Source organism: Streptomyces sp. NPDC033178, from assembly GCF_055577685.1.
Genome location: NZ_JBVIPT010000023.1, coordinates 46,891 through 73,830, shown reverse-complemented (window position 1 = coordinate 73,830; position 26,940 = coordinate 46,891). Strand labels below are relative to the sequence as shown.

Below are 26,940 nucleotides of genomic sequence, written 5' to 3'. Positions count from 1 at the left end.
GGCCGGATCAGGACGCGGGCGGCGGGGCCTGTACGAGCCCGGACTGGTAGGCGATGACGACCAGTTGGGCCCGGTCGCGGGCGCCCAGCTTCGTCATCGCGCGATGCACGTGCGTACGTACGGTCAGGGGGCTCACGAAGAGGCTCTCGGCGATCTCGTCGTTGGACTTGCCCTCGGCGGCCAGTGCCATGACCTGCCGTTCGCGGGCCGTCAGGGTGGCGAGGAGTTCGGGCGTCGCCAGCCGGTCGGCGGGTGTCGGGGCTGCGAGGAAGCGGGTGATGAGGGAGCGCGTGGCGAGCGTGGAGAGCAGGGACTCGCCGACGGACACCGTCCGGATGCCGTCGAGGAGCACGTCGGCCGTGACGTCCTTGCCGAGGAAGCCGCTCGCGCCGGCGCGCAGGGCCCGGGCCACGTACTCGTCGGTCTCGAAGGTCGTGAGGATGAGGACCCGCGTGCCCGAGAGGTCCGGGTCGGCGCAGATCGCGGTGGTGGCGCCCAGACCGTCGGAGCCGGGCATCCGGATGTCCATGAGGACGACGTCCGGACGGTGTGCGTGGGTGAGTTCGACGGCCTCCTTGCCGTCCGTCGCCTCGCCGATCACCTCCATGTCGTCGCAGGAGTCGATCAGGATCCGGAAGGTCGCTCTCAGCAGGGCTTGGTCGTCGGCGAGCAGGACACGGATGGTCATCTGATTCGGTTCGCTTCCGGAGTCGGAGTCGGAGTCGGTCGGGGTCGGGTCGGGGGCAGGGGTCAGAGATGGATCGGCAGTTCGCCGGTGACGCTGAAGCCGCCCTCGGGGCGGGGTCCGGTCCGGACGTGGCCGCCGACGGAGTGGGCACGTTCCCGCATGCCGATGAGACCGAAGCCGCCGCTCGGGGAGGGCACCACGGGAGTGTCCCCGGATCCGTCGTCGGTGACCGTGATGGTCAGCCGGTCGTGCGTGTACGCCAGTGTCACCCGCGCGGCCCGCGCGGACGCGTGCTTGGTGACGTTGGTGAGCGCTTCCTGCACGATCCGGAACGCCGTCAGATCCACGCCCGGTGAGAGCGGCCGCCGTTCGCCCTCGGTGACGATGTCGACCCTCAGTCCGGCGGAGGCGAACGCGGTGGCCAGTTCGGTCAGCCGCCCGAGTCCGGGGGCGGGTTCCAGGGGTGCCTCCGAGTCGTCGGGCCGGCGCAACAGGCCGACGGTGGCCTTCAGTTCGCGCAGCGCGGTGGAGGTGGTGCCGACCAGGTCGGCGAGGATCCGCTCCGTCTGCTCGGGGCGGCTGGCCGCGAGGTGTGCGGCGGTGCCGGCCAGGGCGTTGGCCAGCGCCATGTGGTGGGCGACCACGTCGTGCAGTTCGCGGGCGATGCGCATGCGCTCCTCGGCGACCCGGTGGCGCGCCTCCTCCTCACGGGTGCGCTCCGCGTGTTCGGCGCGGGCCTGCACGGCCTCCAGATAGGCGCTCCGCAGCCGGGAGGCCGTACCCCAGGCGATCGGCAGCACCACCCAGGCGGCGGGGCCGATCGTCTTGAGGGCCAGCGGATGACCGTACGGGTCGAAGAGCATCGCCGTGGCCACCAGCAGGGCGGTGACGGCGAGGCAGTGGACGCGTGTGGTCCTGCGGTCGGTGTGGACGGCCAGCCAGTACAGCGCGGCCATGACCGGTGCCAGCAGCAGAGGGGTGAGCAGACAGCCTGCCGCCCCGGCGGTGTTGCCGCAGACCGCGGTGACCGCGACGACGGTACGGGGGTGGCTCCGGTGCCACAGCAGGGCGACGCAGGCGATGCCGCCCAGCAGCACGCCGAGACCGAACGACCCGTTCGTACGGGAGTTCCCGGCCGTGGTGAACGCGCTTCCCAGGGTGACGGCGGCGTGGAGCTGCACGATCACCACCACGTCGACGACGCGGGGATGGTCCTTGGCGTACCGCTGCCAGCTGGTGATCATCGGACTCTCCGGTGGGAAGTGAGCTGGGGCCATGGTGGGTGACGGCCCGTGCGTACGGCCGACGAGGGCCGTCCGTGACAAGCACGGGCGGCCCTCGGGCGCGTACGGGATGCGGGTCAGACGTGGGCCGACTCCCGGTCGTGCGTGCCGGCCACGGTGAGGGGCACGGCGGGCTTCCGGTGGAGGGCCGTGCCCTCCACGTCGATGTCGGGCAGCAGCCGGTCCAGCCAACGGGGCATCCACCAGGCAGCCTTGCCCAGCAGGGCGAGGACCGCCGGAACGAACGCCATACGGACGACGAACGCGTCGAACAGTACGGCCACGGCCAGCCCGAAGCCGATCATCTTGATCATGGATTCACCGGCCCCGATGAATCCGGAGAACACCGCCATCATGATCAGTGCGGCGGCGACCACGACCCGGGCGCTGTACCGGAAGCCGGTGACCACGGCCTGGCCGGGCCGGTCGCCGTGCACGTACGCCTCCCGCATGCGGGTCACGAGGAAGACCTGGTAGTCCATGGCGAGCCCGAAGACGATACCGATCAGGAAGATCGGCGTCATGCTCATGATCGGGCCGGTCGTCTCCAGGCCGAGCAGGTCCGCGCCCCAGCCCCACTGGAAGACGGCGACGACGGTACCGAGGGCCGCGAGCACCGACAGCAGGAACCCGAGCGCCGCCTTGATCGGCACCAGGACGGAGCGGAACACGAGCAGCAGGAGCAGGATCGCCAGTCCCACCACGACGATCAGGTACGGGATCAGCGCGTCCTGCATCTTCTGGGCGACATCGATGTTCAGTGCGGTGGTGCCGGTGACCTCGAACTCCGCGCCGGTCGAGGCCTCGGTCGCGGGCCGCTCGTCACGGATGGTGTGGACGAGGCCCTTCGTACGCTCGCTGGTGGGCGAGTCGGCCGGGACCGCGGAGAAGACCGCGGTGTCCCCGGCCGGGTTGAACCGGGCCGGCGAGACGGACACGACTCCCTCCGTGGCGCCGATCTCCTTGGAGATCTTGGCCACGGCGGTCTTCGCGTCCCGGGCGCCCTTGGCGTCCACGACGATGGTCAGCGGCCCGTTGAAGCCGGGGCCGAATCCGTCGGCGAGGTCGTCGTAGGCACGGCGTTCGGTGGTGGAGGTCGGTTTGGCCTCGTCCCCGGACATGCCCAGCTGCAGGTCCATCACGGGTATGGCGAGTGCGCCGAGTCCGGCGACGGAGGCCAGCAGGACGGGCACGGGTCGGCGCAGGACGAAGCGGGCCCAGCGGCTGCCGCCGTTGTTCTCGCCGCCCTCCTTGACACGTCCGCTCCTGCGGGCCCTGCGCGAGAGAACGGCGTTGGGCCAGAAACCGAGCACGGCCGGGACGAGTGTCAGCGCGATCAGCACACCGACGACGACCGCGCCCGCGGCGGCAAGACCCATCTTGGTCAGCATCGGGACACCGACCACCGAGAGCCCGGCCAGCGCGATGACGACGGTGAGCCCGGCGAAGACGACGGCGGATCCGGCAGTGCCGGCGGCCAGGCCCGCCGCCTCCTGGGGGTGGTGTCCGTTGGCCCGCTCCTCGCGGTAGCGGGAGACGACGAACATCGCGTAGTCGATGCCCACCGCGAGGCCGAGCATCGTGGCCAGCGTCCCGGTCGACGAGGACAGTCCGAACGCGTCGGACAGCGCCATGATCGACGCCATGCTGACGCCGACGCCGAGGACGGCGGTGAGCAGCGGAAGACCGGCGGCAGCCAGCGATCCGAAGGTCATCATCAGCACGACGGCCGCGATCGAGACGCCGATGATCTCCGCCGTAGCGCCTGCCGACGGCTGGGTGGCCAGCGCGGTGCCGCCCACCTCGACGGTCAGCCCCGCGTCACGGGCCTGTTCGACGGCTTTCTCGAGGTGGTTCTTGCCGGCGTCGGTGAGGTCCTCGGCCTTCACCTTGTAGGTGACGGTGGTGTACGCGGTCGTCGCGTCCTTGCTGACCGCCTCGGCCTGGAAGGGGTTCACGGCACTGGCGACCTGCGAACCGTCGCCGGCCCGCTCGACGAACGCGTCGATGGTCTTCCGGTTGTCGGCGGCCGTGATCTTCTGCCCGCCGTCCGCGATGAAGACGACCCGCGCGTTCGCCCCGTCGGCCGTGGCCCCGGGGAAGCGCTGGTCCATCAGGTCGAACGCCTTCTGGGACTCGATACCGGGCATGGACAACCCCGTGTCGGGTGCCTCGGGCGCCTTGACGGCGGCGAAGCCGACCGCGGCCAGCACCGCCACCCACAGGAACGTCACGAGCCAACGCCGTCGGAAGGTCAGACGGCCCAGTCGATAGAGAAAAGTAGCCACGGGACGAAGGTCTCCACATCTGGTCTCGGGTACCTCACAAGGCTCCCGGCCGGCGGCGGTCACGTCGTCGTGCGGCTGCCGACACTCTCCCGTACTGAGAACGCAGTACGCCGGTGCCCGGCACGTCATCCGAGGGCACGACGGGGTACACGCCCGTCAGCATCAGGGCGTACGGGGAGAGGGGCCCCGCGGTCAGGGGCGGGGCCAGGGCCGCTCGTCGAGGTTCTCGAGGTCTGTGTTGAACCGCTTGAGGTACCCGGCGAAGGTGGCGACCTCCTCGGGGTCCCAGTCGGCCATCACCTTCTCCAGCCCCTGGACGGCCTCCGCGCGATGCGTGTCGAGGCGGTGCTCGCCCTCGTCGGTGATGCGGAACTTGCGGGCCATGCCCCCGTCGGGGTCCGGGATGCGCTCGACGAGACCGCCGCGCAGCATCGCGGCGGTCTGCCGGTTGAGCGTGGAGGCGTCAAGACCGAAGGCGTCGCTGAGCTGCCCGATGGACATCGGGCCCTCCATGCGGATGCGGCTCAGCAGGATGTAGGCGCTGCGCTCCAGCCTGCCGCCGGTCCGGGCCCGGGGTGAGTTCAGATAGAGGTGCCGCCCGAGCAGCATCGCCTCGAACTCGATCAAGTGCGTGGGCTTGTCCATGCGGCCGGTCCTTCCCCAGATCTCGACTCATGCCCCGAAACCTGAGCCTGGGCCTGAGGTCAGGGCAGGAGCCATGACATCAAATATGCACCACGCACCTAATGTGTACGATGCATGCCCCCGGGTCCGCCGCTCAGACCTGGTCGTCGAAGGCGTCCTGGCCGTCGAAGGTGACGACGATCTTCTCGGCGGCGCCGGGGGTGAGGGCCAGCCCGAAGGCGTGCTCGACGTCGGTGAAGGGCACGCGGTGGCTGATGAGCTTCGCGAAGCGCTCGTGGTGCTCGACCAGCTCCGGGGTGACCTCGAAGATCTCGGTGGGGTAGCCCTGCGAGGCGATGAGGGTGAGTTCGCTGCGGAGCATGCCGCCGAGGTCGATGGCGTCGGACTTCTTCTGGACGGCGACCATGACGAGCCTGGCGCCCCATCTGGCGTTGTCGACGGTGGCCTGGAAGACGGCGGGGGCGCCGGCCGCGTCGATGTAGATGTCGGTGCCCGGGCGGAGCTGGCCCAGGGCGTTGGCGGCCTGGCCGTGCAGATCGGTGAGGACGGCGGTGAGGTCGTCGGTGGCGGAGTTGACGACCGCGTCGGCGCCGACGGCCAGGGCGGTCTCCAGTCGTTCGGGGAGTACGTCGGCGACCACGACGTGCTGGACGCCGCGGAGCTTGAGCCAGATGGTGGCGCCCAGACCGATGGGCCCGGCACCGAAGACGACGACCTTGTCGGTGGGACCGGCCCCGGAACGGTTGACGCAGTGCCGGGCGACGGCCATCGGCTCGTTCAGGGCGGCGACGTCGAAGGGCACGGTGTCGGGGAAGACGCTGAGGTTGGTGCCGGGCTCGGCGTTCTCGATGAGCAGGTACTCGCTCATGGCGCCGTGCGCTCCACCGCAGCCGATGATGCCGGAGGGCACGCCCTGCGGGTTGACGACGACCCGGTCGCCCACCTTCAGTCCGGTGACCTCGGCGCCGGTCTCCGCGATCTCACCTGCGGGTTCGTGGCCCAGGGGGAGCGGCACCATGGAACCGCCGGGACCCATGGGGGTGCCGCCGAGGTGCAGGAAGAACGTGTCGGTGCCGCAGATGCCGCAGGCGCGGATCCTGAGCAGGGCGTCCTTGGGGCCGGGAACGGGGCGTTCGACGTCGACGACCTCGATCTCGCCGACGGGGCCGGTGCGGACGGACTTCATGGTGGCCATGGCGCTGCTCTCTTCCTCGAATTACTTGAGTTAGTCAAGCGTATGTGGCTTACTTGAGTAAAGCAATCTATTTCTGAATTTACTTGAGTTAGGCAAGTAGCTGCTAGGGTGGACCCATGTCCACGCCATCACCCGCACACACCCCTGACCCTCTGTCCGGAGCCGCGTCCGCCCCCGTCTCCGATGAGGTGATCGAGATCGAGCGAGCCCTCAACCGCATCGTCTATCTGACAGGCCGGGTCAGGCAGCACGACCGCCTGATGGCCCTGGCCGGGGTGTCGCTGGACCGGGCCGCGGTGGCGCTGCTGCGGCAGATCGCCGACTCGGAGCCCCTGCGCCCCGGCGAGCTGGCGGCCCGGCTGGCCGTGGAGGCGTCGCACGTCACCCGGCAGGTGCAGCAGCTGGAGAAGGGCGGCTACGTGACCCGGGTCCCGGATCCGGACGACCGCCGCGCCCAGCGCATCCAGCTCACCCCCATGGGCCAGGACTCGATCGACCGTATCCGCATCGCGAGTTGCCGTGGCATGGAGCTCGCGCTGTCCCACTGGTCGCCGGAGGAACTGCGGCAACTCTCCACGCTGTTCCACCGGATGGTCGACGACTTCCTGCACACCGAGGTCACGCTGGAGGGCGAGGACGCCTCGCCGCGCCGGGCCTGACCGGAGGCGGCCGGGTCCGGTCGACGGCGTGACGCGTGAGCCCCGCCCGAGGGTGTCGCCCCCGCCCGCCTCCCACTCATGAACGAGGTGCATGCGATGGACGGGACGGACGAGGTGGACCGGGTGCACGGAATGGACGGCGTCGGTGTCGGCGTCGGCGGGGTGCGCGGGAGTGGCGCGGACGTGCCGGCGCCCGCCCGTGGGAACGGGCAGTGCGTCCTGGTCATCGTCCATGACCCGGCGATCGCCGAACTGCTCACGACCACGCTGGAGTTGGCGGACTACCGGGTGACTGCGGCACGCACCGGCGCCCAGGGGCTGGCGCGGCTCGCCGAGCACCGTTTCGACCTCGTGGTCATGGACGTGTCGGTCCCGGACATCGAGGAGCTGGGTGAGGGGCGCCGCTTCCGGCCGGCCGACCGGCCTCCGGTGCTCTTCCTCGCCGAGTACGAGAAGTTGGGCCTTCTCGTCCCCGAACTCGGCCTGGGCGAGTCGGACTACGTCACCGTGCCGTTCCGGATCTCCGAAGTCCTCACCAGGGCCCACGTGTTACTCCGCGGCCGCGGTGCGGTGCGCCAGGGGCCGTGCTACGGCGACCTCGTCCTCGACGACGCCGCCTGTCAGGCCCGGCGCGGCCGACGGGCCCTCGACCTCACCCCGGCGGAGTACCGGCTGCTGCGTCATCTGCTCGTCAACGCGGACCGGGTGCTGTCGAAGGAACAGATCTGCCGGCACGTCTGGGGCGAGACCCGGGCGGGCAACGCGATCGAGAAACTCGTCTCCCGCCTCCGCCACAAGGTGGACCAGGAGCAGCCCCCGCTGATCCACACGCGCCGGGGCTTCGGCTACCGGCTCGGCCGCTGAACCTGACATCGCCCGCGCCCCCGACTCTCCACGCCCGGCGCCCTTCAAGTCCCGACGCCCGGCGTCTCCCGAATCCCGCGAGCCTCGACTCCCCACACCTCCAACTCCCTTACCCCCACACCCTTTTAGCCCTCCAACTCGGCGGCCGTGCGTCTCTCGCACCGGCCGCCTCGTCGTGTCCGCAGGGCAGGGGCGCGGGGCGAAGTGGCGCGAAAGTGTGTCCAGGTGGCCGACCTCCTACGGGTCGCAGATGTGATCCGGGTCACGTCAGCTTTATGTCAGGCAACTGACCGGACTCCGTCAGTCCGCTCCGCTTGCATGTGGTCCCAGAGGTCTCCAACCCTTCCCCGTTCTCCGCCCCGGCGGAGCCCCCACCGAGGAGTCAGATGGCCGAGACACTGGCCGGAGCCGCGTCCGACGCAGCCGAGGCGATGCCCGAGTTCCCGATGCCGAGGGCGGCGGGCTGTCCGTTCGCCCCGCCGCCGGCCGCGGAGGAGATGCGCGAGCAGAACCCGATCGGCAAGGTCCGGATCTGGGACGGCAGTACGCCCTGGATGATCACCGGGCACGCCCTGCAGAGGGCCCTGCTGACCGACCCCCGCGTCAGCGCCAACGACAAGAGCCCCGGCAACTTCCCGTTCGTCACGGCGTACCGGCAGCAGATCGCCAAGTACACCCCGGAGCTCATCGTCAACACGGACGCCCCCGAGCACACCCGGCTGCGCCGGATGGTCAACGGGCCGTTCCTCGTCAAGCGGATCGAGGCCATGCGGGCTCCGATCCAGAAGATCGTCGACGGTCTGATCGACGACATGCTGGCCGGGCCGAACCCGGCCGACCTCCTGACGGCGCTCGCGCTGCCCGTGCCCTCGCTGGTGATCAGCGAACTGCTCGGAGTGCCGTACGCGGACCACGAGTTCTTCCAGGAGAACAGCAGCCTCGCGCTCGACCGTGCCGCCGCGCCCGAGGACTCCCGCGCGGCGAGCACCGCGCTCTCCACCTACCTCGACGACCTGCTCGGCAAGAAGCTCACCGACCCCGGTGACGACGTGCTGTCCGAGATGGCGGGGCGGGTCACGGCCGGCGAGATGAGCCGGAGCGAGGCCGTCCACATGGGCGTGGCGATGCTCATCGCCGGCCACGAGACCACCGCCACGATGATCAGCCTCGGCACGCTGGTCCTGCTGGAGAACCCCGAGCAACTCGCCCTGGTGCGCGACTCCGAGGACCCGAAGGTCGTCGCCGGCGCGGTGGAGGAGCTGCTGCGCTATCTGAGCATCGTCCAGGTCGGTCTGCGCCGCGTCGCCACCGAGGACATCGAGATCGGCGGCCAGGTCATCCGCGCGGGCGACGGCCTGATCGTGGATCTGCACGCCGCCAACTGGGACCCCGAGGCGTTCCCCAGCGCCGACCAGGTGGACGTCACCCGGCCCGCGCGCAAGCACAACGCGTTCGGCTACGGCCCCCACCAGTGTCTGGGCCAGTCCCTCGCCCGCCTGGAACTCCAGGTCGTCTACGGCACCCTCTACCGGCGCGTTCCCACGCTGCGCCTGGCGGCCAGGGTCGAGGATCTCGAGTTCGACCACGACGGCACCACGTACGGCGTCGCCTCCCTGCCCGTCACCTGGTGACGGCCCGCACCGGTGAACGCAGTGAGTGAACGTACCGAAGGAGCAAGGAAGAAGACCATGCGTGTGGAACTGGACGAACCGAAGTGTGTGGCGGCGGGTCAGTGCGTGATGGCCTCCCCGGAGGTCTTCGACCAGCGTGACGACGACGGGGTGGCGATCCTGCTGGAGGAGGAGCCCGGCGACGAACTCCTCGACGGGGTGCGCGAAGCCGTGGCGATCTGCCCGGCGGCGGCGATCCGGCTGGTCGACCAGTGAGGCGGATTCTCGTCGTGGGTGCCTCGGCGGCCGGACTCTCGGCCGTCGAGACATTGCGCCGGGAGGGGTACGACGGCACGCTCACCCTGGTCGGCGACGAGCCGCACCCGCCGTACGACCGGCCGCCGTTGTCCAAGCAGATCCTGGCGTCCGAGTGGGAGCGCGACCGACTGACGCTGCGCTCGACCGCCGAACTGGACGCCCTGAAGCTGGACTTGAGACTCGGCAGCGCGGCCACGGGCCTCGACCTCGACGGGTGTGAGGTGCTGCTAGCGAACGGGTCGCGGGTCGCGTACGACGGACTGGTCGTGGCCACCGGGGTGCGTCCGCGACGGCTGCCCGGTGACGGGCACGCGCATGTGCTGCGCACCCTGGACGACGCGCTCGCACTGCGGGACCGGCTGGGGGAGGGACGGCGGCTCGTGGTCGTCGGCGCCGGGTTCCTGGGCGCCGAGGCCGCCGCCGTGGCCCGGGGTCTCGGCTCCGAGGTCACCCTTCTGGAACCGGCTCCCGTGCCACTCGGCCACGCCGTCGGCGACGAGGTCGGACGGGTGCTGTCGGCCGCCCACCTGGAGCACGGGGTGGACCTGCGCACCGGGGTCACCGTCCGCGAGGTGACCGGGGGCGGAGTGCGGCTGGCCGACGGTGAACTGGTCGAGGGCGACGAGGTGTTGGTGGCCGTCGGCTCCCTTCCGAACACCGAGTGGCTGGCGGACAGCGGCCTCACCGTGGGCGACGGCCTGGTCTGCGACGAGTACTGCGAGGCGGTCCGCGAGTCCCCCGGGCCGGCCACCGGGGGTGTGTACGCGGCCGGTGACGTCGCCCGCTGGCACAACCCGCTGTTCGGGGCGCCGATGCGTATCGAGCACCGTACGAACGCCGCCGAGCAGGGCATGGCCGCCGCGCGGAACCTCCTGCACCCGCAGGCGCGCAAGCCGTTCGCGCCGGTGCCGTACTTCTGGTCGGACCAGTACGGCATGAAGGTCCAGGCGTTCGGCTTTCTGCGCGGGCACGACGAAGTCGCCGTCGTTGAGGGGGACTTGTCCGAGCGTCGCTTCCTGGTCGCCTACCGCAGGGGTGACCACCTGACCGGGGTTCTCGCGGTCGGTATGCCACCGAAGGCGATACGCGGCTGGCGGCAGGCCGTGGCCGTGCGCTCCACGTGGCACGACGCCGTACCGGTCACTGGCGTGTTGTAGCCCTCGCGCGCAACCGGGCGCCGCGAAAGGGTAGTTCAACGATCAGGGAGGTTGTTCATGGTCGACCGTCCGAACGAGGAGCGTCGTGACGTGGTCGTGGTCACGGGGGCGGGAGGGATGGGCGTCGCGGTCGCGCGCCGGCTGGGCAACGGTCGGAGCCTGCTCCTCGCCGATGCGTCGGCTCAGGGGCTCGACCGGGCCGTCGCCGCGCTCACCGACGAGGGCTACGTGGTGCGGGGCATGGTGACCGACGTGTCCGACCGTGCGGCGGTGCACAAACTCGCGGAGGCGGCGGCCGCGCAGGGGCGGGTGGCAGCCGTCGTGCACACCGCGGGAGTCTCGCCCGCGACCGGGTCGGCCAAGGCGATCGTCGACGTCAACCTGCTCGGCACGGCCCATGTCATCGACGCGTTCGAGACGGTCGCCACCCGCGGTACGGCCTTGGTGGTGATCTCCAGCATGGCCGGTCATGTCGCGTCCCTGAGCCGCGAAGAGGAGGCCGCCCTCGCGACGACCGCCACCGAGGACCTCCTCGGCCTCGACGTCGTCACCGCCATCGGCGACGACGCGCAGACCGCGTACATCGTGACCAAACGGGCCAACCACGTACGCGTGCAGGCCGCCGCGCTCGCCTGGAACCTGCGGGGCGCCCGGGTGAACAGCGTCAGCCCGGGCGTCATCGCCACCGCGATGTCCCGGGCGGAGGCCGCGTCGCCGTCCGGGGCGCACATGATGGACATGCTGGACGCGAGCGGATCGGGCCGCGTCGGGACGCCCGGGGAGATCGCCGACGCCGTGGCGTTCCTGACCGGCCCCGAATCGTCGTACATCACCGGGACCGACCTCCTCGTCGACGGCGGACAGGCCGCCTGGCTCCGCCTCCACTTCCGCCCGCAGTAGCGACCGGGCGACGACCGCACCCCCTCCACAACAGAAGGGACACGCATGACCACCCCCCACACCCCGTCCGCCGCACCCGAATTCGACCCGCAGGAGCTCGGGTTCGACCCGGAGGCCCTGCGCGCTCGCTACCGGGCCGAGCGCGATCGGCGGATCCGCCCCGACGGCAACGCGCAGTACCACCGCGTCGCCGGTGAGTTCGGCTACTACGCCGACGATCCGTACGTGGAGGAGCCGGAATCCGGCAGAGAGCCGCTGACCGACCGGGTGGAAGTGGTGGTCGTCGGCGGCGGGTTCGGCGGTCTGCTGGCCGGGGCGCGCCTGCGGCAGGCGGGGGTGCGGCGCATCCGGGTCGTCGAGCAGGCCGGGGACTTCGGCGGGACCTGGTACTGGAACCGGTACCCGGGAATCCACTGCGACATCGAGTCGTACGTCTACATGCCGCTCCTCGAAGAGATCGGCTACGTACCTCAGTGGAAGTACGCGCCCGGCGAGGAGATCAGGCAGCACGCACGGGCGATCGGACGGCACTTCGGCCTGTACGAGGACGCCTGCTTCCGGACCCGGGCGACCGAACTCCGGTGGGACGACACCGAGTTGGAGTGGATCGTCACCACCGACCGCGGCGACCGGATGCGGGCGCGCTTCGTGGTGGTCTCCAGCGGCACGCTCAGCCAGGCGAAACTCCCGGGCATCCCCGGCATCGAGAACTTCAAGGGCCACACCTTCCACACCAGCCGCTGGGACTACGCGTACACCGGGGGCGACGCGAACGGGAACCTGCACCGGCTCGCCGACAAGCACGTGGCCGTCATCGGCACCGGCGCGACCGCCATCCAGGTCGTGCCGCACCTCGGCCGCGACGCCGAGCGCCTGTACGTGTTCCAGCGCACGCCCTCCTCGGTCGACGTACGCGGCCAGCGGCCCACGGACCCCGGGTGGGCCGAGTCGCTCGAACCGGGCTGGCAGCGGCGTCGCAGGGACAACTTCCTCAGGACCGTCACCGGGTCCCACGCGGACGAGGACCTGGTGAACGACGGCTGGACCAGCAGTGCCAGGCTGCTCCAGAACCTCATCCCGACCAACAACTACGCGGACCTCCCACAGGCGGAACGCGACCGTGTGAACGAACTCGCCGACTTCCAGAAGATGAACGAGATCCGCGACCGCGTGCACACCGTGGTCAAGGATCCCTCGACGGCCGAGGCGCTCAAGCCCTGGTACCGCTACATGTGCAAGCGGCCCACGTTCAGCGACCACTACCTCGACACGTTCAACCGGCCCAACGTGACGCTCGTCGACACGGCCGACCACGGGGGCGTCGAGCGCATCACCGAGGACGCCGTCGTCGTCGGCGGGGCCGAGTACGAGGTCGACTGCGTCATCTTCGCCACCGGATTCGAGGTGGGAGTCTCGGGGATCCTGTCCGGTCAACTCCCCGTGTACGGAAGGGACGGCGCCACGCTGCCGGGGGCCTGGATGCAGGGCGGCCCGAAGACACTCCACGGCTTCTACAGCCACGGCTTCCCGAACCTCTTCCAGCTCGGCCCGCTGCAGAACGCCAGCGCCGTGAACTACGTCCACATCCTCGACGAACAGGCCGGCCACGTCGCCGAGGTGGTCGCCGAGGCACGAGGGCGCCGCGCCCGGTACGTGGAGCCGTCCCCCGAGGCCCAGGACGCCTGGGTGGCGACGATCCGTCAGAAGGCCGCGGACCTCTACAAGTTCCAGGCCGAGTGCACCCCCGGCTACTACAACAACGAGGGCAGGCCCAGGAAGCGCAGCGAGTCGTACGGCGACGGACCGGTCGCGTTCCACGAACTGCTCAGGCGCTGGCGAGCGAACGGCGGCATGAACGACGTCATCGTCGAGTGATCCGCCCGGGGCGTCGGCGCAGGGCGCGCCGACGCCCCGACCGCGTGAGCGACCATCACCGGACCCAGGGACGGGGAAGCGACGATGCGGCCCAGCCGATACGACGAGACAGGCAACACGCGGCCCACGAGCAGGCGTTGGGACCTGCGCAGACTCAACCCGCCCAACCGGCTGTGGGGTTCGAACGGCGTCACCTTCGGGCCCGACGGACGGCTGTACGTGGCACAGTTCCTCGCCGGGCAGATCAGCGCCGTCGACACGGCCTCGGGGGACGTCGACGTGGTGGTGCCGCTGGACGGTCCGGTGCAGGCGCCCGACGACCTCGCCTTCGGGGCGGACGGCTCCATGTACATCGCCGACCTGACGCCGGGGCGGGTCTGGCGGCGCAGCCCCGAGGGCGCGTACAGCCTCGTCTCCGACCAGGTGCAGGTACCCAACGGCATCACCTGCGTAGGAGACCGGCTCTTCGTCAACGAGATGAAGATGAACGGCCGCCTGCTGGAGCTGTTCCCTGACGGCGGCGACCCGGTGGTGCTGACCGACGGGCTGGCCCTCGGCAACGCGATGCAGCTCGGCCCGGACGGCTGTCTGTACTACCCGCACATGATCGGCAACCAGGTCTGGCGGATCCCGCCGGACGGCGGCACACCCGAACTGTTCGCCGAGGAGGTGGACGACCCGGTCGCGGTCCGCTTCGACAAGGGCGGCGTCCTGGTCGTCCTGTCGCGGGGCCCGGCCGGCATCGTGACCCGCATCGATCTCGCCACCGGAGCGCGGTCGGTGGTCGTCAGCGGCGTCCTCGGGCTCGACAATGCGGCCTTCGACGCGGAGAACCGCATGTTCGTCTCCAGCTTCGGCAGCGGCGGGGTCACGGAGATGCGCGAGGACGGCCGGACCAGGGAGATCGTTCCCCGCGGGCTCAGCGGCCCCTTCGGGGTGACCGTCGACCTCGGTGGCACGGTCTACGCGGCGGACCACTACCGCCTGGTGAGCCCCGGCGACTCCGGGGAACACGACTCCAGCGGCGTGATCACCCACGAACTGCAGCCCTTCATCCACGGCATCACCGCGGACGACGGACTCCTGCACTTCGCCTCGGAGTACGGCGACGTCTGTACGTACGATCCCGTGCGGAAGACCACGCGGGTACGGGTGCAGGGGCTGAACGAGCCCACCGGAATCGAGCGCTCGCCCGACGGAGCCCTCGTCGTGGCCGAGTCGGGCGCAGGCCGCGTCGTACGGATCGACGGGCGGATCGACGGGGCGGACACCGTCACCGTGCTCGCGGAAGGGCTCCGGCACCCCGTCGACGTCGCCTTCGACGCCGAAGGACGCTGCTACGTCAGCGACGACGAACTCGGGGCGGTGCTACGGATCGACGACGGCGAGGCGGTGGCCGTCGCGGAAGGCCTCGGCGCGCCGCAGGGGCTGGCCGTCCGCGGGGACGAACTGTTCACGGTGGACGTCGAGCACCGGTGCCTGCGGGCCGTGTCCCTCACGACGGGGGAGACCCGGATCGACGCCGAGGACCTCGCGGTCGGCCTGCCCCCGGGCATCACCCGTACCGAACCCGCCCTGTTCGCCGCGGGCATGCCCGGCTCGCCCCACCGCTTCGCGGGCCTCGCCGTGACCCCGGACGGCTCCCTCCTCCTCTCGGCGAACGGCGAGGGAAGCGTCCTGCGCCTGTCGGCACGATCGCCTTCGGAGGGGTGAGGAACGCGGTGTCGAACCCGGCCGTCAGGCCGTGGCCGGCCTGCCCGCCGTCGGCGGGGGGCCGGAGATGCCGCCCAGACAGAACCGCCAGACCTCCTCGGAGGTGACCGGCTCGGCGTGACCGTCGGCGGGCGCACCATGGGCCTGCGCGGCGAACATGACGGTCTGCAGGACGAGCGCGGCCTGACGGCGGGGCCGCCCGGCCGAGATGACGCCCGCGTCGGCGGCCCGCTCGATGAGCTCCGCGAACACCATGAGCAGCGGCCGGTGGGCTGCCGCCACCTGGGAGGGGTGCTTCACCAGCAGTTGCAGGGCGAAGCCGCCGAACAGCTGCCGCGGCACGTCGGGGCCCGGCCGCGCCCGCTCGTGGAGCATCTCCACGGCCAGACGCAGCGCCCGGAGCGGATCGCTCTTCGACGAGGCGGCTTCCCTGATCTCGTTCGCCGACTTGGCGAGCGTGTCCTCGAACAGGGCGAGCAGCAACTCGTGCTTCCCGTCGAAGTACTGGTAGAAGCTGCGCAGCGACTGCTTCGAGCGGTTGACGACCTCCTGGACGGTGAAGTCCGTCGTGCCCTTCTCGGCGATGAGCTCGTAGGCCGAGTCCAGAAACCTCTGTACGCGTTCCTCCGCGCGCAGCTTCGCGGCCCGGGTGGATCGCTCGACGGCACGCCGGCGCCACGCCGGTTGTTCGGGGGCAGCGGTCATTCATCGAACGTTACTCGACGGGTCTGTCCGGAGAACGCCGGTCGAAATCCCCTTCGGCACTGTCAGTGGCATCGGCGATACTTCATCGATCCCCCCTCGCTCCGGACGAGGCCCCGGAGAAGACTTCGGTCGAGCGCGGGAGGGGAGCCGATCGAGGGGGAGCACCGTGCCACAGCCCGACCCGTCCGAAACACCGTCCACACCGCCGTGGCGGCTCCTGCTCGGTTACGTACGCCCGTATCGCTGGACGCTGCTGCTCGGGGCCGTGCTGTCGCTGCTGACCGGCGCCGCCGGGCTCGCGCTGCCGCTGGTCGCCCGAACGCTCATCGACGACCTGGGGCACGACCGGGCGATCACCGGCGCGCTGCTGGCCATGTCGGGTCTCGTGGTCGCCAACGCCGCGATCGGGGCGCTGGGCGGGTACGTGCTGCGGTACACCGCCGAGTCCGTGGTGCTCGGCGCGCGGCGGGGCCTGGTCTCGCATCTGCTGCGGCTGCGCATATCCGCCGTCGACCGCAGCGAGCCCGGCGATCTGATGGCCCGGATCACCTCGGACACCACACTGCTCAGGGAGGTCACCACCGACTCGCTGGTCGGACTCGGCACGGGCGGGCTCACCCTGGTGGCCACGCTCGCGATGATGGGGTTCGTCGATCCGGTGCTGACGGGCGTCACCCTGGGCGTGGTCCTGGCCGCGGGCACGGTGATCGGTGTGATCGTGCCGCGGATCAACCGCGCCAGCAGGCGCGCGCAGGACGCCGTCGGAGCGATGGGGGCCTCGCTGGAGCGGACCCTCGGCGCGCTCAGGACCATCAAGGCCTCGGGCGCCGAGCACCGCGAGGAGCAGGCCGTGCACGCGGCGGCCGAGGAGTCGTGGCGCCAGAGCGTACGGGCCGCCAAGTGGTCCGCGCTGGCGGGGAACACGGCCGGCCTCTCTATGCAGGTCGCCTTCATCACCGTGCTCGCCGTCGGTGGCGCACGGGTCGCGACCGGGGCGGTCGACATCGGCACCCTCGTCGCGTTCCTGCTGTACGTCTTCTACTTGATGGCGCCGATCCAGCAGGTCGTCGGAGCCGTCGCCCAGTACCAGACCGGCTCGGCCGCCCTGGCCCGGATCGAGGAGGCCAGGCTGCTGCCCGCCGAACCGGCCGCCGAGCCCTCGCCGCTGCCTCAGCCGGGCTCCGAGCCCGCCGCGATCGCCTTCGAGGACGTCCGCTTCCGCTACGACGACGACCTGCCGTACGTGCACCACGGCGTGACCTTCGCCGTCCCGCCGCGCGGCATGACCGCCTTCGTCGGCCCGTCCGGCGCCGGGAAGACCACGGTGTTCTCGCTCATCGAACGGTTCTACGACCCGGAGGAGGGGACCATCGCGCTGGACGGCCGCGACCTCACCGACTGGGAGGTCTCCGCGCTCCGGTCCGCCATCGGCTATGTGGAGCAGGACGCGCCCGTCCTCTCCGGCAGCCTCCGCGACAACCTCCTGCTCGGCAACCCCGACGCCGACGACGGCGAGGTGCTCCGCGCGCTGAAGACCACCCGCCTCGACTCCCTCGTCGACCGGCTGCCGAAGGGGCTCGACACCCTCGTCGGCCACCGCGGCACCAAACTCTCCGGCGGTGAGCGCCAGCGCGTCGCCATCGCCCGCGCCCTGCTCAGGCGGCCCCGGCTGCTGCTGCTCGACGAGGCCACCAGCCAGCTCGACGCGGTCAACGAAGCCGCGCTGCGCGACACCGTCGCCGATGTCGCCCGCACCACCACGGTCCTGGTCGTCGCCCACCGGCTGTCCACCGTGACCATGGCCGACCGGATCGTCGTCATGGACGCGGGGCAGGTACGGGCGGTGGGCACCCATCGCGAACTCGTGGCCGGCGACCCGCTGTACGCCGAACTCGCCGCCACGCAGTTCCTCGCGGCCACCGACGACGGCCTGAAGACGCCCGAGCCCGTCGACAGCTGAGCCCAACGGCTGAGCCCGACGACTGCGCCTGACGACTGCGCCCGGCGGCAGGCTCAGCCGACGTCAGCCGAGCCCCTCGCGCGGAGCGCCGGTTACGAGGTCGCGGGCTCCAACTGCCGCAGCGCCGCCGCCAGTTGCTCGATGCGCGGTGCGTACCCGGCGTGGCTGTACCGCTCCTCGACGGCCCACGGGAACGTCCGGTCCGCCCGTACGGCGGGCAGCCGGGCCCAGGTCGGCTTGGTCTTCTTCAGGTCGGCCGGCTGGAGGCTGCCGTCGCGGTTGTCGACGAGGATCGTGCACTCGATGCCGAGGTCGTGCAGGGCGGCGGCCGCGCGGACGAAGGCGACCAGGGGCATCGGCGTCCGCTCCGCCTCGGCCTTCGTGCCGCGGTCGTCCTTGAACCGCCAAACGTCCGGAAAGGGTGCTTTCCCGCCAACTGGGCGGTCCCCATAGGGGGTTCTCGGCCATGGATCGAGGGTTTTCCCCGTATCCGCGGGACAAGGGCTCCGCCTAGTGTTCGACCACAGCCGAACCACAGGTAACCCCTGATTGGAGGCTCGCGCACGGCCGGCCCCAGCGCCCTCTCGATTGCACCCCCGCCGCTTCGACGACGAAGCGAATCGAACTGCTGCTCCGCACCGCACGGCACCGCATGCACCGCATCGCACCGCCCGTTTCGCGCTGCCCGGAGCCGGCCACGAAAGGCACTCACTTGCGTACTCCTCGACCCGCGAGACGGAAGCTGATATCCGTCGCCGCGATCTCCGCGACGCTGCTGACCGGGACCGCCACGTCCCTCGCGCTGGCCGGTCCCGCCACCGCCAAGGTCCCCGCCGAACAGGCCGCGAAGACCGCCGCCGCTGCCGTGTCCGCCCCCGCCGAGCGACTGATCGTCGGCTACAAGTCGGGCGCCACCGAGGCCAGGTCGAACAAGGCCGCCTCCGCCGACGCCGAGGCCAAGGGCAAGGAGGCCGGCGAGAGCCTGGACTTCCAGCGCCGCCTCGGCACCGGTGCCGCGCTGGTCGACCTCGGCGAGCAGCTGAGCAAGGCCGATGTCGCCGACGTCGTCGCCGAGTACCAGGCCGACCCGCAGGTCGCGTACGTCGTGCCGGACCGCCTCAACAAGCCGCAGGCCGACCCGAACGACACCGAGTACAGCAAGCAGTGGGACCTCTTCGAGACCACCGCGGGCATGCGCGTGCCCGGCGCCTGGGACACCGCGACCGGCAGCGGCGTGACCGTCGCCGTCATCGACACCGGTTACGTCACCCACTCCGACCTCGCCGCCAACGTCGTCGCGGGCTACGACTTCATCTCCGACACCGCGGTCTCGGTCGACGGCAACGGCCGTGACAGCAACCCGGCCGACCCGGGCGACTGGTACGCCGCCGGCGAGTGCGAGCAGACCACGGGCAGCTCCTCCTCCTGGCACGGCACGCACGTCGCGGGCACCATCGCGGCCGTCACCAACAACAGCAAGGGTGTCGCGGGCATCGCGTACAACGCGAAGATCTCCCCGCTGCGCGTCCTCGGCAAGTGCGGCGGCTACGACTCCGACATCATCGACGCCATCACCTGGGCGTCCGGCGGTACGGTCTCCGGCGTCCCGGCCAACGCCAACGTCGCCAAGGTCATCAACATGAGCCTGGGCGGTGGCGGTGCCTGCACCACGGCCACCCAGACCGCGATCAACAACGCGGTCGGCCGGGGCACCACGGTCGTCGTCGCGGCCGGCAACAGCAACGCCAACGCGGCCAACTACTCGCCGGCCAGCTGCAGCAACGTCATCTCGGTGGCCGCGCTCAACCGCACGGGCGCCAAGGCCAGTTACTCCAACTACGGCTCGGTCGTCGACATCGCGGCACCCGGTGGCCAGACCAGCACCGGTACCGCCAACGGCATCCTGTCCACGCTGAACTCCGGTACGCAGGGCCCCGGTTCGGAGTCGTACGCCTACTACCAGGGCACCAGCATGGCCGCCCCGCACATCGCGGGTCTCGCCGCGCTCGCCAAGTCGGCGAACTCCGCGCTGACCCCGGCCCAGATCGAGTCCGCGATCAAGACCAACTCGCGTGCTCTGCCCGGTACTTGCTCGGGCGGATGTGGCGCGGGCCTCGCGGACGCGGCCAAGACGGTGCAGGCGGTGAGCGGGTCGGGAGGCTCCACGGGGGGCACCACCTTCACCAGCACCACGGCCGTCTCCATCCCGGACGCCGGTTCGGCCGTCGAGTCCTCGATCGCCGTCAGTGGCCGCACCGGCAACGCGCCCTCGGCCCTCCAGGTCGGTGTCGACATCACCCACACCTACCGCGGTGACCTGGTGATCGACCTGGTCGCCCCGGACGGCACGGCGTACCGGCTGAAGTCCTCGGGCTCGGACTCGGCCGACAACGTCAACACGACGTACACCGTGGACGCCTCCAGCGAGACCGCCAACGGCACCTGGAAGCTGCGTGTGCAGGACGTGGCCTCGGCGGACACCGGCACGATCAACAGCTGGAAGCTGACCTTCTGACCGTCGAGCGGCTGTCGGACGGCTGATGACCCAGACGGACGGCGGCTGATCGACGACTGACGAACCACCCCCCACAGGGTGGGGCCGAAAGGCCCCCGCAGGGGCGGCCGACGCGAGCGGGCGTCGGCCGCCCCGCCTTTCGTTCCACGGACGTATACCTTCGTCGCCGCCTTTCATCCCGCCGCTGGATGGTGGAACCCGCGCGTCCGGGACAGGATGCCCGCATGAAGGGTGATCTGTTTTCCAGCGAGTACATGGTGCAGCCGGCCACTGCGGCGGGCATGAGCGTCGAGAACGCCAAGTCGATCAAGTACGCCGTCAACGGCGAGATGCTCGCCCGGCAGGGCGCGATGATCGCCTACCGGGGCAATCTGCAGTTCGAGCGCAAGGGCCAGGGCGTCGGCGGCATGCTCAAACGGGCCGTCACGGGCGAAGGGCTGGCGCTCATGGCGGTGCGCGGGCAGGGGGAGGCCTGGTTCGCGCACGAGGCGCAGAACTGCTTCATCGTCGACATCGACCCCGGTGACGTCTTCACCGTCAACGGCCGCAACGTACTGTGCTTCGACGCCTCGCTGAAGTACGAGATCAAGACGGTGAAGGGCGCGGGCATCACCGGCGGCGGGCTGTTCAACAGCGTCTTCACCGGGCACGGCAGGCTCGGTCTCGTCTGCGAGGGCAACCCGCTGGTCATCCCGGTCTCGCCGCAGTGGCCGGTGTACGTCGACACGGACGCGATCGTCGGCTGGACGGCCAACCTCCAGACCTCGCTGCACCGTTCGCAGTCCATCGGCTCGATGATCCGCGGCGGCTCGGGCGAGGCCGTGCAGTTGATGCTCCAGGGCGAGGGATACGTCGTCGTACGGCCGAGCGAGGCGACACCGCAGAAGGTCCAACAGCACTGATACGGGCCCTTGTCGGGCCTGTTCGCGGTTGTCGGACCTTCCTGTGGTGCCGGGTGTCCGCCTGTCTCCTTCGCGATCCTCCGACGGGTCTACGTCGTGGCCCGTCGGCGGCGCCACAGCACCGCGGCGGTGCCGGTGGCGAGCAGCGCCGCGGTGCCGGCCGCGGCGGGCAGGAGCACGTCGGTGCCGGTGGAGGCGAGCGACCCGTCGCCGGTGGCGTCGAGCGAGCCGCCACCGGTCGTGGTCTGCGCGCCGCCGCCTTCCGTGCCACCCGCGCTGTTGCCGTCGGCGCTCGGACCGTCGACGGGAACCGTGGTCCCGGAGTCGGTCGGGTCGGCGTCCGGTCCCGAGTCGCTGGGCGACGGCTCGGACGTTCCGTCCGAGGGGCTTGGCGAGGCCGGGTCCGAGGGCGACGGCGACCCCGGGTCGGACGGTGACGGCGACTCGGAGGGCGACGGCGGCACCGGCGCCCGGAACACGGTGAGCGAGGCGTCGGACGGGCTCGCGACGAACACCGAGTCGCCGCCCGGCGTCACCGCGACGGACGAGCTGCCCAACTGGCCGTTGACACCCGGCAGTTCGGCACCCATGTCGAGGTCCTTGAGTGTCGCCGTGTCGTACACCGCGAGCTGCCCCACGCCGTCCCCCTCCTCCGGCGGGTTGCCCCAGTCCTGCCACACCGCGAACGCCCGGTCGGAGCGCGGGTCCACCGCGACATCGGCGATCGTGTCGCCCGGTTGCGCGTCGAAGGAGGCGGCCAGTTTGCCGGTGGCGATGTCGTACGCCTCCAGCACGGTGCCGCGCCCCGCCCACAGCACTCCGCGCTCGGTGTCCCACTCCAGGAAGGACACCGCGGCACCGGCGGCCAGCGGGATCTCCTTGCCGTCCGGCGTGAAGTCGGCCGAACCGACCCTGCGCAGCAGGCTGTTGGTGTTGTCGGCGACCCAGATCTGCCCGGCGGCGGTGTCCACGGCGAGCGGCCCTCCGGCGGCCGGCAGGGTCAGCGAGCGCTCAACGGTCACCGACGTCTCGCCGACGGCGACCTCCTCCAGTTTCGTCCCGCGTACGACCACGACCGTGCCGGCTTTCGCCCCGGCCTTGGCCTGCGTGATCGTCGTGCCGGTGAGCCAGCCCCCGCGCCCCGCCGTGTCCCCGTCCTTCACGGCGGCGATCCCGCGCAGCCCGACGAGATAGTGCACCCCGTCGCCCGGCAGCGGCCCGGCGAGCCGTTTGCCCGGAAGCTGGGCGGGCGCGCCCGTGCTGCCGGGCGAGGTCTTCACCCAGTTCAGTACGTTCCCGGAGGCCGGGTCGACGACATAGACGCCGGCCAGGCTGCCGCCCGTCGTACCGGCGACGGTGTCGGATCCGACGTACAGCTTCCCCGACTCGGGGTGCACCAGCAGGTCGAGCGGTTTGCCGACGGTCGTGAGGCGGGCCGTCTGCTCGTAACCCTCCGTCCCCGGCGGGTCGTCGGCGCCGACGGCGGGCGTGCTGACGACGACGGCGGTGAGGACCACCGCCGTGATCCCCACGAGGGCGCCCGCCGCCCGGGGGCGGAGCACATCGCTCCGCCCCCGGGTTCTGAGAGGCGCGGTCACGAGAAGGTGACCGGGATGTAGACGTCGTACGAGCGGGTGCCGCTCGCCGTGTGGTCGGCGCGCGTCACGATGGCGCAGTCGACGTCCGTGCCGCAGACCTGGCCGGAGGCGATGTTGGGGTTCACGTGCACGCTGACGTTGAAGGAGCCGCCGGAGCCGTAGGCAGAGCTGTTCGCGACCGTGCCGCCGCCGAAGTTCGACACCCAGTGCGAGGCGCCCGTCGTGCCGGACTGGTCCGCGCCGCCCAGGCAGGGGGTCGGCCGGGAGGTGTACGTCGACGGGTCACCGGGCACGACGCCGTCGGGTATCACGCACAGGCCGACGTAGACGCCCTGGATGGTGTTGTAGCCACTGCCGGAGACGGTGATGTTCTGTCCGGCGGCCGACAGGGTGTCGGGGGCCGTCAGGGACAGGTTGTACGTCGTTCCGCTCACCGTCACGGACCGCGTGGCGGTGGCGGCCGAGGCGGAGGTGGCGAGCCCGACCGTCAGCGCGGCGGCGGTGGCACCGACGGCGGCGATTCGGGTGGCGCGGGCGAACACGGCGGATCTCATGGGCAGTTGGCCTTTCGGAGGCGAAAACCACTTAGGTAAGGCAAACCTAAGTTGCAGGTCAATGGATCGTCAACCCGTACCTCAGGGAGCCCAGCCGAACCGGCGCACTCAGGCCACGTGCAGCGGCAGCGACTTCAGGCCGTTGATGAAGTTGGAGACGAGCCGCCGGGGAGGTCCGGCGACGCGCGGAGCCACGGGCAGGGCGCGCAGCGCCTCCTCGTACAGCACCCGCAGCTGCAGCCGGGCGAAGTGCGCGCCCAGGCAGACATGCGGCCCGTCCCCGAAGGAGACGTGCGGATTCGGCGTACGCGCCAGGTCGAGCCGGTGCGGCTCGGCGAACACCCGCTCGTCGTGGTTGGCGGAGGCGTGGAAGACCACCACCTTGTCCCCGGCGCGGACCGGCGTCCCGGCCAGCTCGGTGTCGTGCGCTGCCGTGCGACGGAAGGTGAGCACCGGCGGGTGCCACCGCAGGAGTTCGTCGACGGCCGACTCCAGGTCGACGTCTCCGGCGCGCAGTTGGGCGTACGCCTCCGGATGCCCGGCCAGTGCCAGCATCCCGCCGGGAGCCGCGCCGCGAACCGTGTCGTTGCCCGCGACCGTCAGCAGGAAGAAGAACATCTCCAGTTCCGCGGTGGCGAGTTCACCGTCGGCGGCGAGTACGGTCATGACGTCGTCACCGGGATGCCGCCGCTTGTGACCGGCCAGCTCGCGGGCGTACGCGAACATGTCCCGCAGCGCCGCGGGGGAGCGGGGGTTGACCTGTCTGCCCACGGCGTCGAGGACGGGCGGGCCCGCCTCGTCCGGGTCCTGGTAGCCGATGACCCGCTGGGTCCAGTGCAGCAGCAGCCCGCGGTCGCTCTCCGGCACACCGAGCAGATCCGCGAGGTTGAGCAGCGCGTAGTCGTCGGTGACGTCGGTGACGAGGTCGCACGTCCCGTCGTTCTTACGGGCGGTCGCCACCGCCTGCTCGAACAGCGAGCGGGCCCGGGTGCGGGCGACCGACGCGAAGTGGTCGACGCGACGAGGGGTGAACGCCCGGCTGACGAGACGCCTCAACCTCCCGTGCCCCGGCGGATCCTGATTGAGCATCATCCGCCGGATGAACGGCAGGTCCTCCGGATCCGGATCCCTGATCTGCGTCGCCCCGAGGTATGAGGAGTACGTCTCCGAGTCCTTCAGCACCCGGACCACGTCGGTGTGCCGGGTGACCGCCCAGAAGCCCGGCCCGGCCGGCCAGCCGAGAACCTCGTGCTCCTGCTGCCAGGCCACGGGGTGGTGGTCGCGCAGGACGCGATAGGCGGCGTGGGGGACACCGGCGGCGTACTGCCGGGGGTCGAAGACGTCGGGGCCGGCGTCCGGGCCGGCGTCCGGACCGGGTTCCCCGGCGGGTGGCGTGGGCGTCGCTCGTGAGGTCACGCCACCACGGTGGCCCGGCCGTGGCGGGGCGGCAAGGGCGTGCGCGAGGGCTCGCGCGACCGGCTGCGCGAATGTGCTTTCGCATTTTCCCGAGGACCGCGGGAACGGCGCATAAGTGTGTGGTGATCACGTCAAGTCGGGGGCATCATGCGCGCATGCCGACGCGCCGATCCCGAATCCGTACGGGAAAACCGACCGTCGCCGCGATCGCCCTGGTGATGACCCTGGCGGCCTGCGGCGGCGACTCCGACGACTCCGATTCCAGTAACGCCGGGGGCAACGGGCTGGAGAGGTCGAGCATCACCGTCGCCGCGCTCCCGCTGGCCGACGACGCACCCCTCTACATCGCGCAGAACCGGGGCCTGTTCAAGAAGGAGGGCCTGGACGTGCGCATCCAGCCCGTCCAGCAGAGCATCCAGGCACTGCCCGCCCTGTCGAAGGGGCAGGTCGACGTCATCGCGAGCGCGAACTACGTCACCTTCCTCCAGGCCCACGAGAAGGGCACCCTCGACCTCCGCATCCTCGCCGAGGGGGCGCGCGTCGCGCCGCACATGATGGACGTCCTCGTGCCCCAGGACTCGGACATCAGGAGCGTCGCCGACCTCAAGGGCAAGAAGGTCGCCGTCAACATCCTCAACAACATCCAGTCACTGACCCTGAACGCGATCCTCGACCAACAGGGCGCCGGCCGCCCCGAGTACCGGCAGATCGCCTTCCCCCAGATGGGACCCGCCCTGGAGAAGGGACAGGTCGACGCCGTCCACGCGGCCGAGCCCTTCAACAGCGCCATCCAGAACGACCTCGACGCCCGAGTCCTCGTCGACGGCGGCTCCGCGCCCGTCGAGTCCATACCGATCAGCGGCTACGTCACGACCCGCGGTTACGCCTCCGAGAACCCGAACACCGCGGCGGCTTTCAAGCGAGCCATCGCCGCGGCCGCGGAGATCGCCACCCAGGACCAGAGCGCCGTACGCGAGGAGTTGCCCAAGTACGCCAAGGTGACCGCGGACCAGGCCGAGTCGATCCGCCTGCCGGCCTACCCGGCGACCACGGACGTCACCCAGCTGCGCCGCCTCACCGAACTCATGAAGAAACAGGGCCTGTTGAAGAAGGCGATCGATCCGGGAACGTTGCTCGTCAAGTGAGCCCAGTGAGCCCAGTGAGCCCAGTGAGCCGAGTGAGTCACGTGAGGAGACGTCGTCAGGAACTGGTGCTCGGGGCGCTCGGCGTGCTGCTCGCCTTCGGCGTGTGCGAGGCGGTCGGCCGGGCCGGTCTTGTGCGCCGCAGCTATCTGCCGCCCGCCTCCGAAGTCCTGGTGCGGGCGGTGGAGTTGGCGGGCGATCAGGTCTTCCTGGACGGGGTCGGAGCGACGGTCCGGGCCTGGGCCTACGGCCTCGGCCTCGCCTGTGCGATCGCCGTCCCGCTGGGGCTGCTGCTCGGCAGTGTGCCCGTGGTCGACGAAGCCGTGCGCGCGATCGTGGAGTTCCTGCGGCCCCTGCCGTCCGTCGCGCTGATCCCGCTGGTGTCCCTGCTGCTGGGCTCCGGTACGGAGACGAAGGTCGCCCTCATCACGTACGCGTCCGTCTGGCCCGTCCTCTTCAACACCGTCTACGGCCTCGGTGAGACCGATCCCCTGGCCAAGGACACGCTGCGCGCCTTCGGCTTCGGCCGTCTCTCGGTCCTCCTGCGCGTCGAACTCCCCGCCACCGCGCCCTTCATCGCCGCGGGCGTCCGTATCTCCGCCGCCATCGCCCTCATCCTCGCCGTCGCCACCGAGATCCTCGCGGGCTTCGGTGAGGGCCTCGGCATCTTCATCGCCCAGTCCGGCCTGTCGACGGACGGCACACGGGACGTGCTGGCGGGGGTGGTGTGGGCCGGGGCCCTTGGGCTGGTCATCAACAGCGTGCTGGTGTGGGGGGAGCGCAGGCTGTTCCCTTGGACGCCGGAGCATCGGGGGATGCGGTGAGGTGGGTGGGGGGTTGGGTTCTCGCCACCGCCGCCCCTACCCATTCCCGTCACTACTCGGGGGCGCTGCCCCCGAACCCCCGCTCCTCAAACGCCGGAGAGGCTAAATACTTCGCAGCCCGGCCGACAC

23 protein-coding genes are annotated in these 26,940 nt (G+C 70.9%); 13 read left to right on the top strand and 10 right to left on the bottom strand.

From position 1 onward, the window contains the following. Nucleotides 1-7: 7 nt before the first annotated feature. The 5 genes from ACZ5VQ_RS41515 to ACZ5VQ_RS41495 all read right to left on the bottom strand — a co-directional run bounded on the left by ACZ5VQ_RS41515 (nt 8) and on the right by ACZ5VQ_RS41495 (nt 6,099). The gene (locus ACZ5VQ_RS41515; protein WP_469109535.1) at nt 8-688 is read right to left on the bottom strand and encodes a response regulator transcription factor; all 681 of its coding nucleotides are present in this window, start codon (nt 686-688) and stop codon (nt 8-10) included. A gap of 62 nt (nt 689-750) precedes the next feature. Next, nucleotides 751-1,932: a sensor histidine kinase gene (locus tag ACZ5VQ_RS41510; RefSeq protein ID WP_469109534.1), complete on the bottom strand. Its 1,182-nt coding sequence runs from the start codon at nt 1,930-1,932 to the stop codon at nt 751-753. A 116-nt stretch (nt 1,933-2,048) separates the two neighbouring features. After that, nucleotides 2,049-4,259 (bottom strand): MMPL family transporter, encoded by a 2,211-nt coding sequence (locus tag ACZ5VQ_RS41505; protein WP_469109533.1) that lies wholly within the window; start codon nt 4,257-4,259, stop codon nt 2,049-2,051. Between the two features lie 192 nt (nt 4,260-4,451). After that, nucleotides 4,452-4,904, bottom strand: coding sequence for a MarR family winged helix-turn-helix transcriptional regulator (locus ACZ5VQ_RS41500; RefSeq protein ID WP_469109532.1), 453 nt, complete (start codon nt 4,902-4,904; stop codon nt 4,452-4,454). A gap of 133 nt (nt 4,905-5,037) precedes the next feature. Then, the gene (locus ACZ5VQ_RS41495; protein ID WP_469109531.1) at nt 5,038-6,099 is read right to left on the bottom strand and encodes a zinc-dependent alcohol dehydrogenase; all 1,062 of its coding nucleotides are present in this window, start codon (nt 6,097-6,099) and stop codon (nt 5,038-5,040) included. 116 nt (nt 6,100-6,215) lie between these two features. Between ACZ5VQ_RS41495 and ACZ5VQ_RS41490 the strand changes: the two genes are divergently transcribed. From ACZ5VQ_RS41490 to ACZ5VQ_RS41455, 8 genes are all read left to right on the top strand, one after another. Continuing rightward, nucleotides 6,216-6,758: a MarR family winged helix-turn-helix transcriptional regulator gene (locus ACZ5VQ_RS41490; RefSeq protein ID WP_469109530.1), complete on the top strand. Its 543-nt coding sequence runs from the start codon at nt 6,216-6,218 to the stop codon at nt 6,756-6,758. 162 nt (nt 6,759-6,920) lie between these two features. Further along, nucleotides 6,921-7,622, top strand: coding sequence for a response regulator transcription factor (locus tag ACZ5VQ_RS41485; protein WP_469109604.1), 702 nt, complete (start codon nt 6,921-6,923; stop codon nt 7,620-7,622). Between the two features lie 386 nt (nt 7,623-8,008). Further along, nucleotides 8,009-9,253: a cytochrome P450 gene (locus ACZ5VQ_RS41480; RefSeq protein ID WP_469109529.1), complete on the top strand. Its 1,245-nt coding sequence runs from the start codon at nt 8,009-8,011 to the stop codon at nt 9,251-9,253. 57 nt (nt 9,254-9,310) lie between these two features. Continuing rightward, a complete protein-coding gene (locus ACZ5VQ_RS41475) occupies nt 9,311-9,508 on the top strand; it encodes a ferredoxin (protein WP_362078206.1) in 198 nt (65 codons plus the stop codon). Continuing rightward, a complete protein-coding gene (locus ACZ5VQ_RS41470; protein WP_469109528.1) occupies nt 9,505-10,707 on the top strand; it encodes an NAD(P)/FAD-dependent oxidoreductase in 1,203 nt (400 codons plus the stop codon). Before ACZ5VQ_RS41475 ends, ACZ5VQ_RS41470 begins: the two co-directional genes overlap by 4 nt. 57 nt (nt 10,708-10,764) lie before the next feature. Beyond that, nucleotides 10,765-11,607 (top strand): SDR family oxidoreductase, encoded by an 843-nt coding sequence (locus tag ACZ5VQ_RS41465; protein ID WP_469109527.1) that lies wholly within the window; start codon nt 10,765-10,767, stop codon nt 11,605-11,607. A gap of 45 nt (nt 11,608-11,652) precedes the next feature. Then, nucleotides 11,653-13,482 carry a flavin-containing monooxygenase gene (locus ACZ5VQ_RS41460; RefSeq protein WP_469109526.1) on the top strand — a complete coding sequence of 610 codons (1,830 nt, stop codon included), beginning with the start codon at nt 11,653-11,655 and terminating at the stop codon, nt 13,480-13,482. A gap of 84 nt (nt 13,483-13,566) precedes the next feature. After that, nucleotides 13,567-15,195 carry a hypothetical protein gene (locus tag ACZ5VQ_RS41455; RefSeq protein WP_469109525.1) on the top strand — a complete coding sequence of 543 codons (1,629 nt, stop codon included), beginning with the start codon at nt 13,567-13,569 and terminating at the stop codon, nt 15,193-15,195. A gap of 24 nt (nt 15,196-15,219) precedes the next feature. On the opposite strand, the gene ACZ5VQ_RS41450 is transcribed toward ACZ5VQ_RS41455, so the two are convergent. After that, nucleotides 15,220-15,900, bottom strand: coding sequence for a TetR/AcrR family transcriptional regulator (locus tag ACZ5VQ_RS41450; protein WP_469109524.1), 681 nt, complete (start codon nt 15,898-15,900; stop codon nt 15,220-15,222). Between the two features lie 166 nt (nt 15,901-16,066). On the opposite strand from ACZ5VQ_RS41450, the gene ACZ5VQ_RS41445 reads away from it, so the two are divergent. Then, nucleotides 16,067-17,860, top strand: coding sequence for an ABC transporter ATP-binding protein (locus ACZ5VQ_RS41445; protein ID WP_469109523.1), 1,794 nt, complete (start codon nt 16,067-16,069; stop codon nt 17,858-17,860). A 92-nt stretch (nt 17,861-17,952) separates the two neighbouring features. On the opposite strand, the gene ACZ5VQ_RS41440 is transcribed toward ACZ5VQ_RS41445, so the two are convergent. Beyond that, nucleotides 17,953-18,216, bottom strand: a complete 264-nt coding sequence (locus ACZ5VQ_RS41440; RefSeq protein WP_469109522.1) for a hypothetical protein — start codon at nt 18,214-18,216, stop codon at nt 17,953-17,955. 296 nt (nt 18,217-18,512) lie between these two features. On the opposite strand from ACZ5VQ_RS41440, the gene ACZ5VQ_RS41435 reads away from it, so the two are divergent. Both ACZ5VQ_RS41435 and ACZ5VQ_RS41430 read left to right on the top strand, forming a co-directional pair. Beyond that, entirely contained in the window at nt 18,513-20,375 is a 1,863-nt protein-coding gene (locus tag ACZ5VQ_RS41435) for a S8 family peptidase (protein ID WP_469109521.1), read from the top strand. A gap of 224 nt (nt 20,376-20,599) precedes the next feature. Next, a complete protein-coding gene (locus ACZ5VQ_RS41430) occupies nt 20,600-21,277 on the top strand; it encodes an AIM24 family protein (RefSeq protein ID WP_143638556.1) in 678 nt (225 codons plus the stop codon). Nucleotides 21,278-21,366: 89 nt separating this feature from the next. Here ACZ5VQ_RS41430 and ACZ5VQ_RS41425 read toward each other — a convergent pair whose 3' ends face one another. The 3 genes from ACZ5VQ_RS41425 to ACZ5VQ_RS41415 form a co-directional block, all read right to left on the bottom strand. Beyond that, complete coding sequence (locus ACZ5VQ_RS41425; protein WP_469109520.1) at nt 21,367-22,839, bottom strand: hypothetical protein; 1,473 nt, start codon at nt 22,837-22,839, stop codon at nt 21,367-21,369. A 32-nt stretch (nt 22,840-22,871) separates the two neighbouring features. Next, the gene (locus ACZ5VQ_RS41420; protein ID WP_469109519.1) at nt 22,872-23,429 is read right to left on the bottom strand and encodes a hypothetical protein; all 558 of its coding nucleotides are present in this window, start codon (nt 23,427-23,429) and stop codon (nt 22,872-22,874) included. A 108-nt stretch (nt 23,430-23,537) separates the two neighbouring features. Further along, on the bottom strand, nt 23,538-24,845 hold the full coding sequence (locus ACZ5VQ_RS41415; RefSeq protein WP_469109518.1) for a cytochrome P450: 1,308 nt from the start codon (nt 24,843-24,845) through the stop codon (nt 23,538-23,540). A gap of 155 nt (nt 24,846-25,000) precedes the next feature. Here ACZ5VQ_RS41415 and ACZ5VQ_RS41410 point away from each other — a divergent pair, with 155 nt between their 5' ends. Both ACZ5VQ_RS41410 and ACZ5VQ_RS41405 read left to right on the top strand, forming a co-directional pair. Then, nucleotides 25,001-25,990, top strand: coding sequence for an ABC transporter substrate-binding protein (locus ACZ5VQ_RS41410; RefSeq protein ID WP_469109517.1), 990 nt, complete (start codon nt 25,001-25,003; stop codon nt 25,988-25,990). A 41-nt stretch (nt 25,991-26,031) separates the two neighbouring features. Beyond that, a complete protein-coding gene (locus tag ACZ5VQ_RS41405; protein WP_469109516.1) occupies nt 26,032-26,811 on the top strand; it encodes an ABC transporter permease in 780 nt (259 codons plus the stop codon). Nucleotides 26,812-26,940: the final 129 nt, after the last annotated feature.

Bases quoted from the DNA above. Each gene is read 5' to 3' on its own strand.
- ACZ5VQ_RS41515 (WP_469109535.1), bottom strand. From the start codon at position 688: ATGACCATCCGTGTCCTGCTCGCCGACGACCAAGCCCTGCTGAGAGCG.
- ACZ5VQ_RS41510 (WP_469109534.1), bottom strand. From the start codon at position 1,932: ATGATCACCAGCTGGCAGCGGTACGCCAAGGACCATCCCCGCGTCGTC.
- ACZ5VQ_RS41500 (WP_469109532.1), bottom strand. From the start codon at position 4,904: ATGGACAAGCCCACGCACTTGATCGAGTTCGAGGCGATGCTGCTCGGG.
- ACZ5VQ_RS41495 (WP_469109531.1), bottom strand. From the start codon at position 6,099: ATGGCCACCATGAAGTCCGTCCGCACCGGCCCCGTCGGCGAGATCGAG.
- ACZ5VQ_RS41490 (WP_469109530.1), top strand. From the start codon at position 6,216: ATGTCCACGCCATCACCCGCACACACCCCTGACCCTCTGTCCGGAGCC.
- ACZ5VQ_RS41480 (WP_469109529.1), top strand. From the start codon at position 8,009: ATGGCCGAGACACTGGCCGGAGCCGCGTCCGACGCAGCCGAGGCGATG.
- ACZ5VQ_RS41475 (WP_362078206.1), top strand. From the start codon at position 9,311: ATGCGTGTGGAACTGGACGAACCGAAGTGTGTGGCGGCGGGTCAGTGC.
- ACZ5VQ_RS41465 (WP_469109527.1), top strand. From the start codon at position 10,765: ATGGTCGACCGTCCGAACGAGGAGCGTCGTGACGTGGTCGTGGTCACG.
- ACZ5VQ_RS41460 (WP_469109526.1), top strand. From the start codon at position 11,653: ATGACCACCCCCCACACCCCGTCCGCCGCACCCGAATTCGACCCGCAG.
- ACZ5VQ_RS41455 (WP_469109525.1), top strand. From the start codon at position 13,567: ATGCGGCCCAGCCGATACGACGAGACAGGCAACACGCGGCCCACGAGC.
- ACZ5VQ_RS41450 (WP_469109524.1), bottom strand. From the start codon at position 15,900: ATGACCGCTGCCCCCGAACAACCGGCGTGGCGCCGGCGTGCCGTCGAG.
- ACZ5VQ_RS41440 (WP_469109522.1), bottom strand. From the start codon at position 18,216: ATGCCCCTGGTCGCCTTCGTCCGCGCGGCCGCCGCCCTGCACGACCTC.
- ACZ5VQ_RS41435 (WP_469109521.1), top strand. From the start codon at position 18,513: ATGCACCGCATCGCACCGCCCGTTTCGCGCTGCCCGGAGCCGGCCACG.
- ACZ5VQ_RS41430 (WP_143638556.1), top strand. From the start codon at position 20,600: ATGAAGGGTGATCTGTTTTCCAGCGAGTACATGGTGCAGCCGGCCACT.
- ACZ5VQ_RS41420 (WP_469109519.1), bottom strand. From the start codon at position 23,429: ATGAGATCCGCCGTGTTCGCCCGCGCCACCCGAATCGCCGCCGTCGGT.
- ACZ5VQ_RS41410 (WP_469109517.1), top strand. From the start codon at position 25,001: ATGCCGACGCGCCGATCCCGAATCCGTACGGGAAAACCGACCGTCGCC.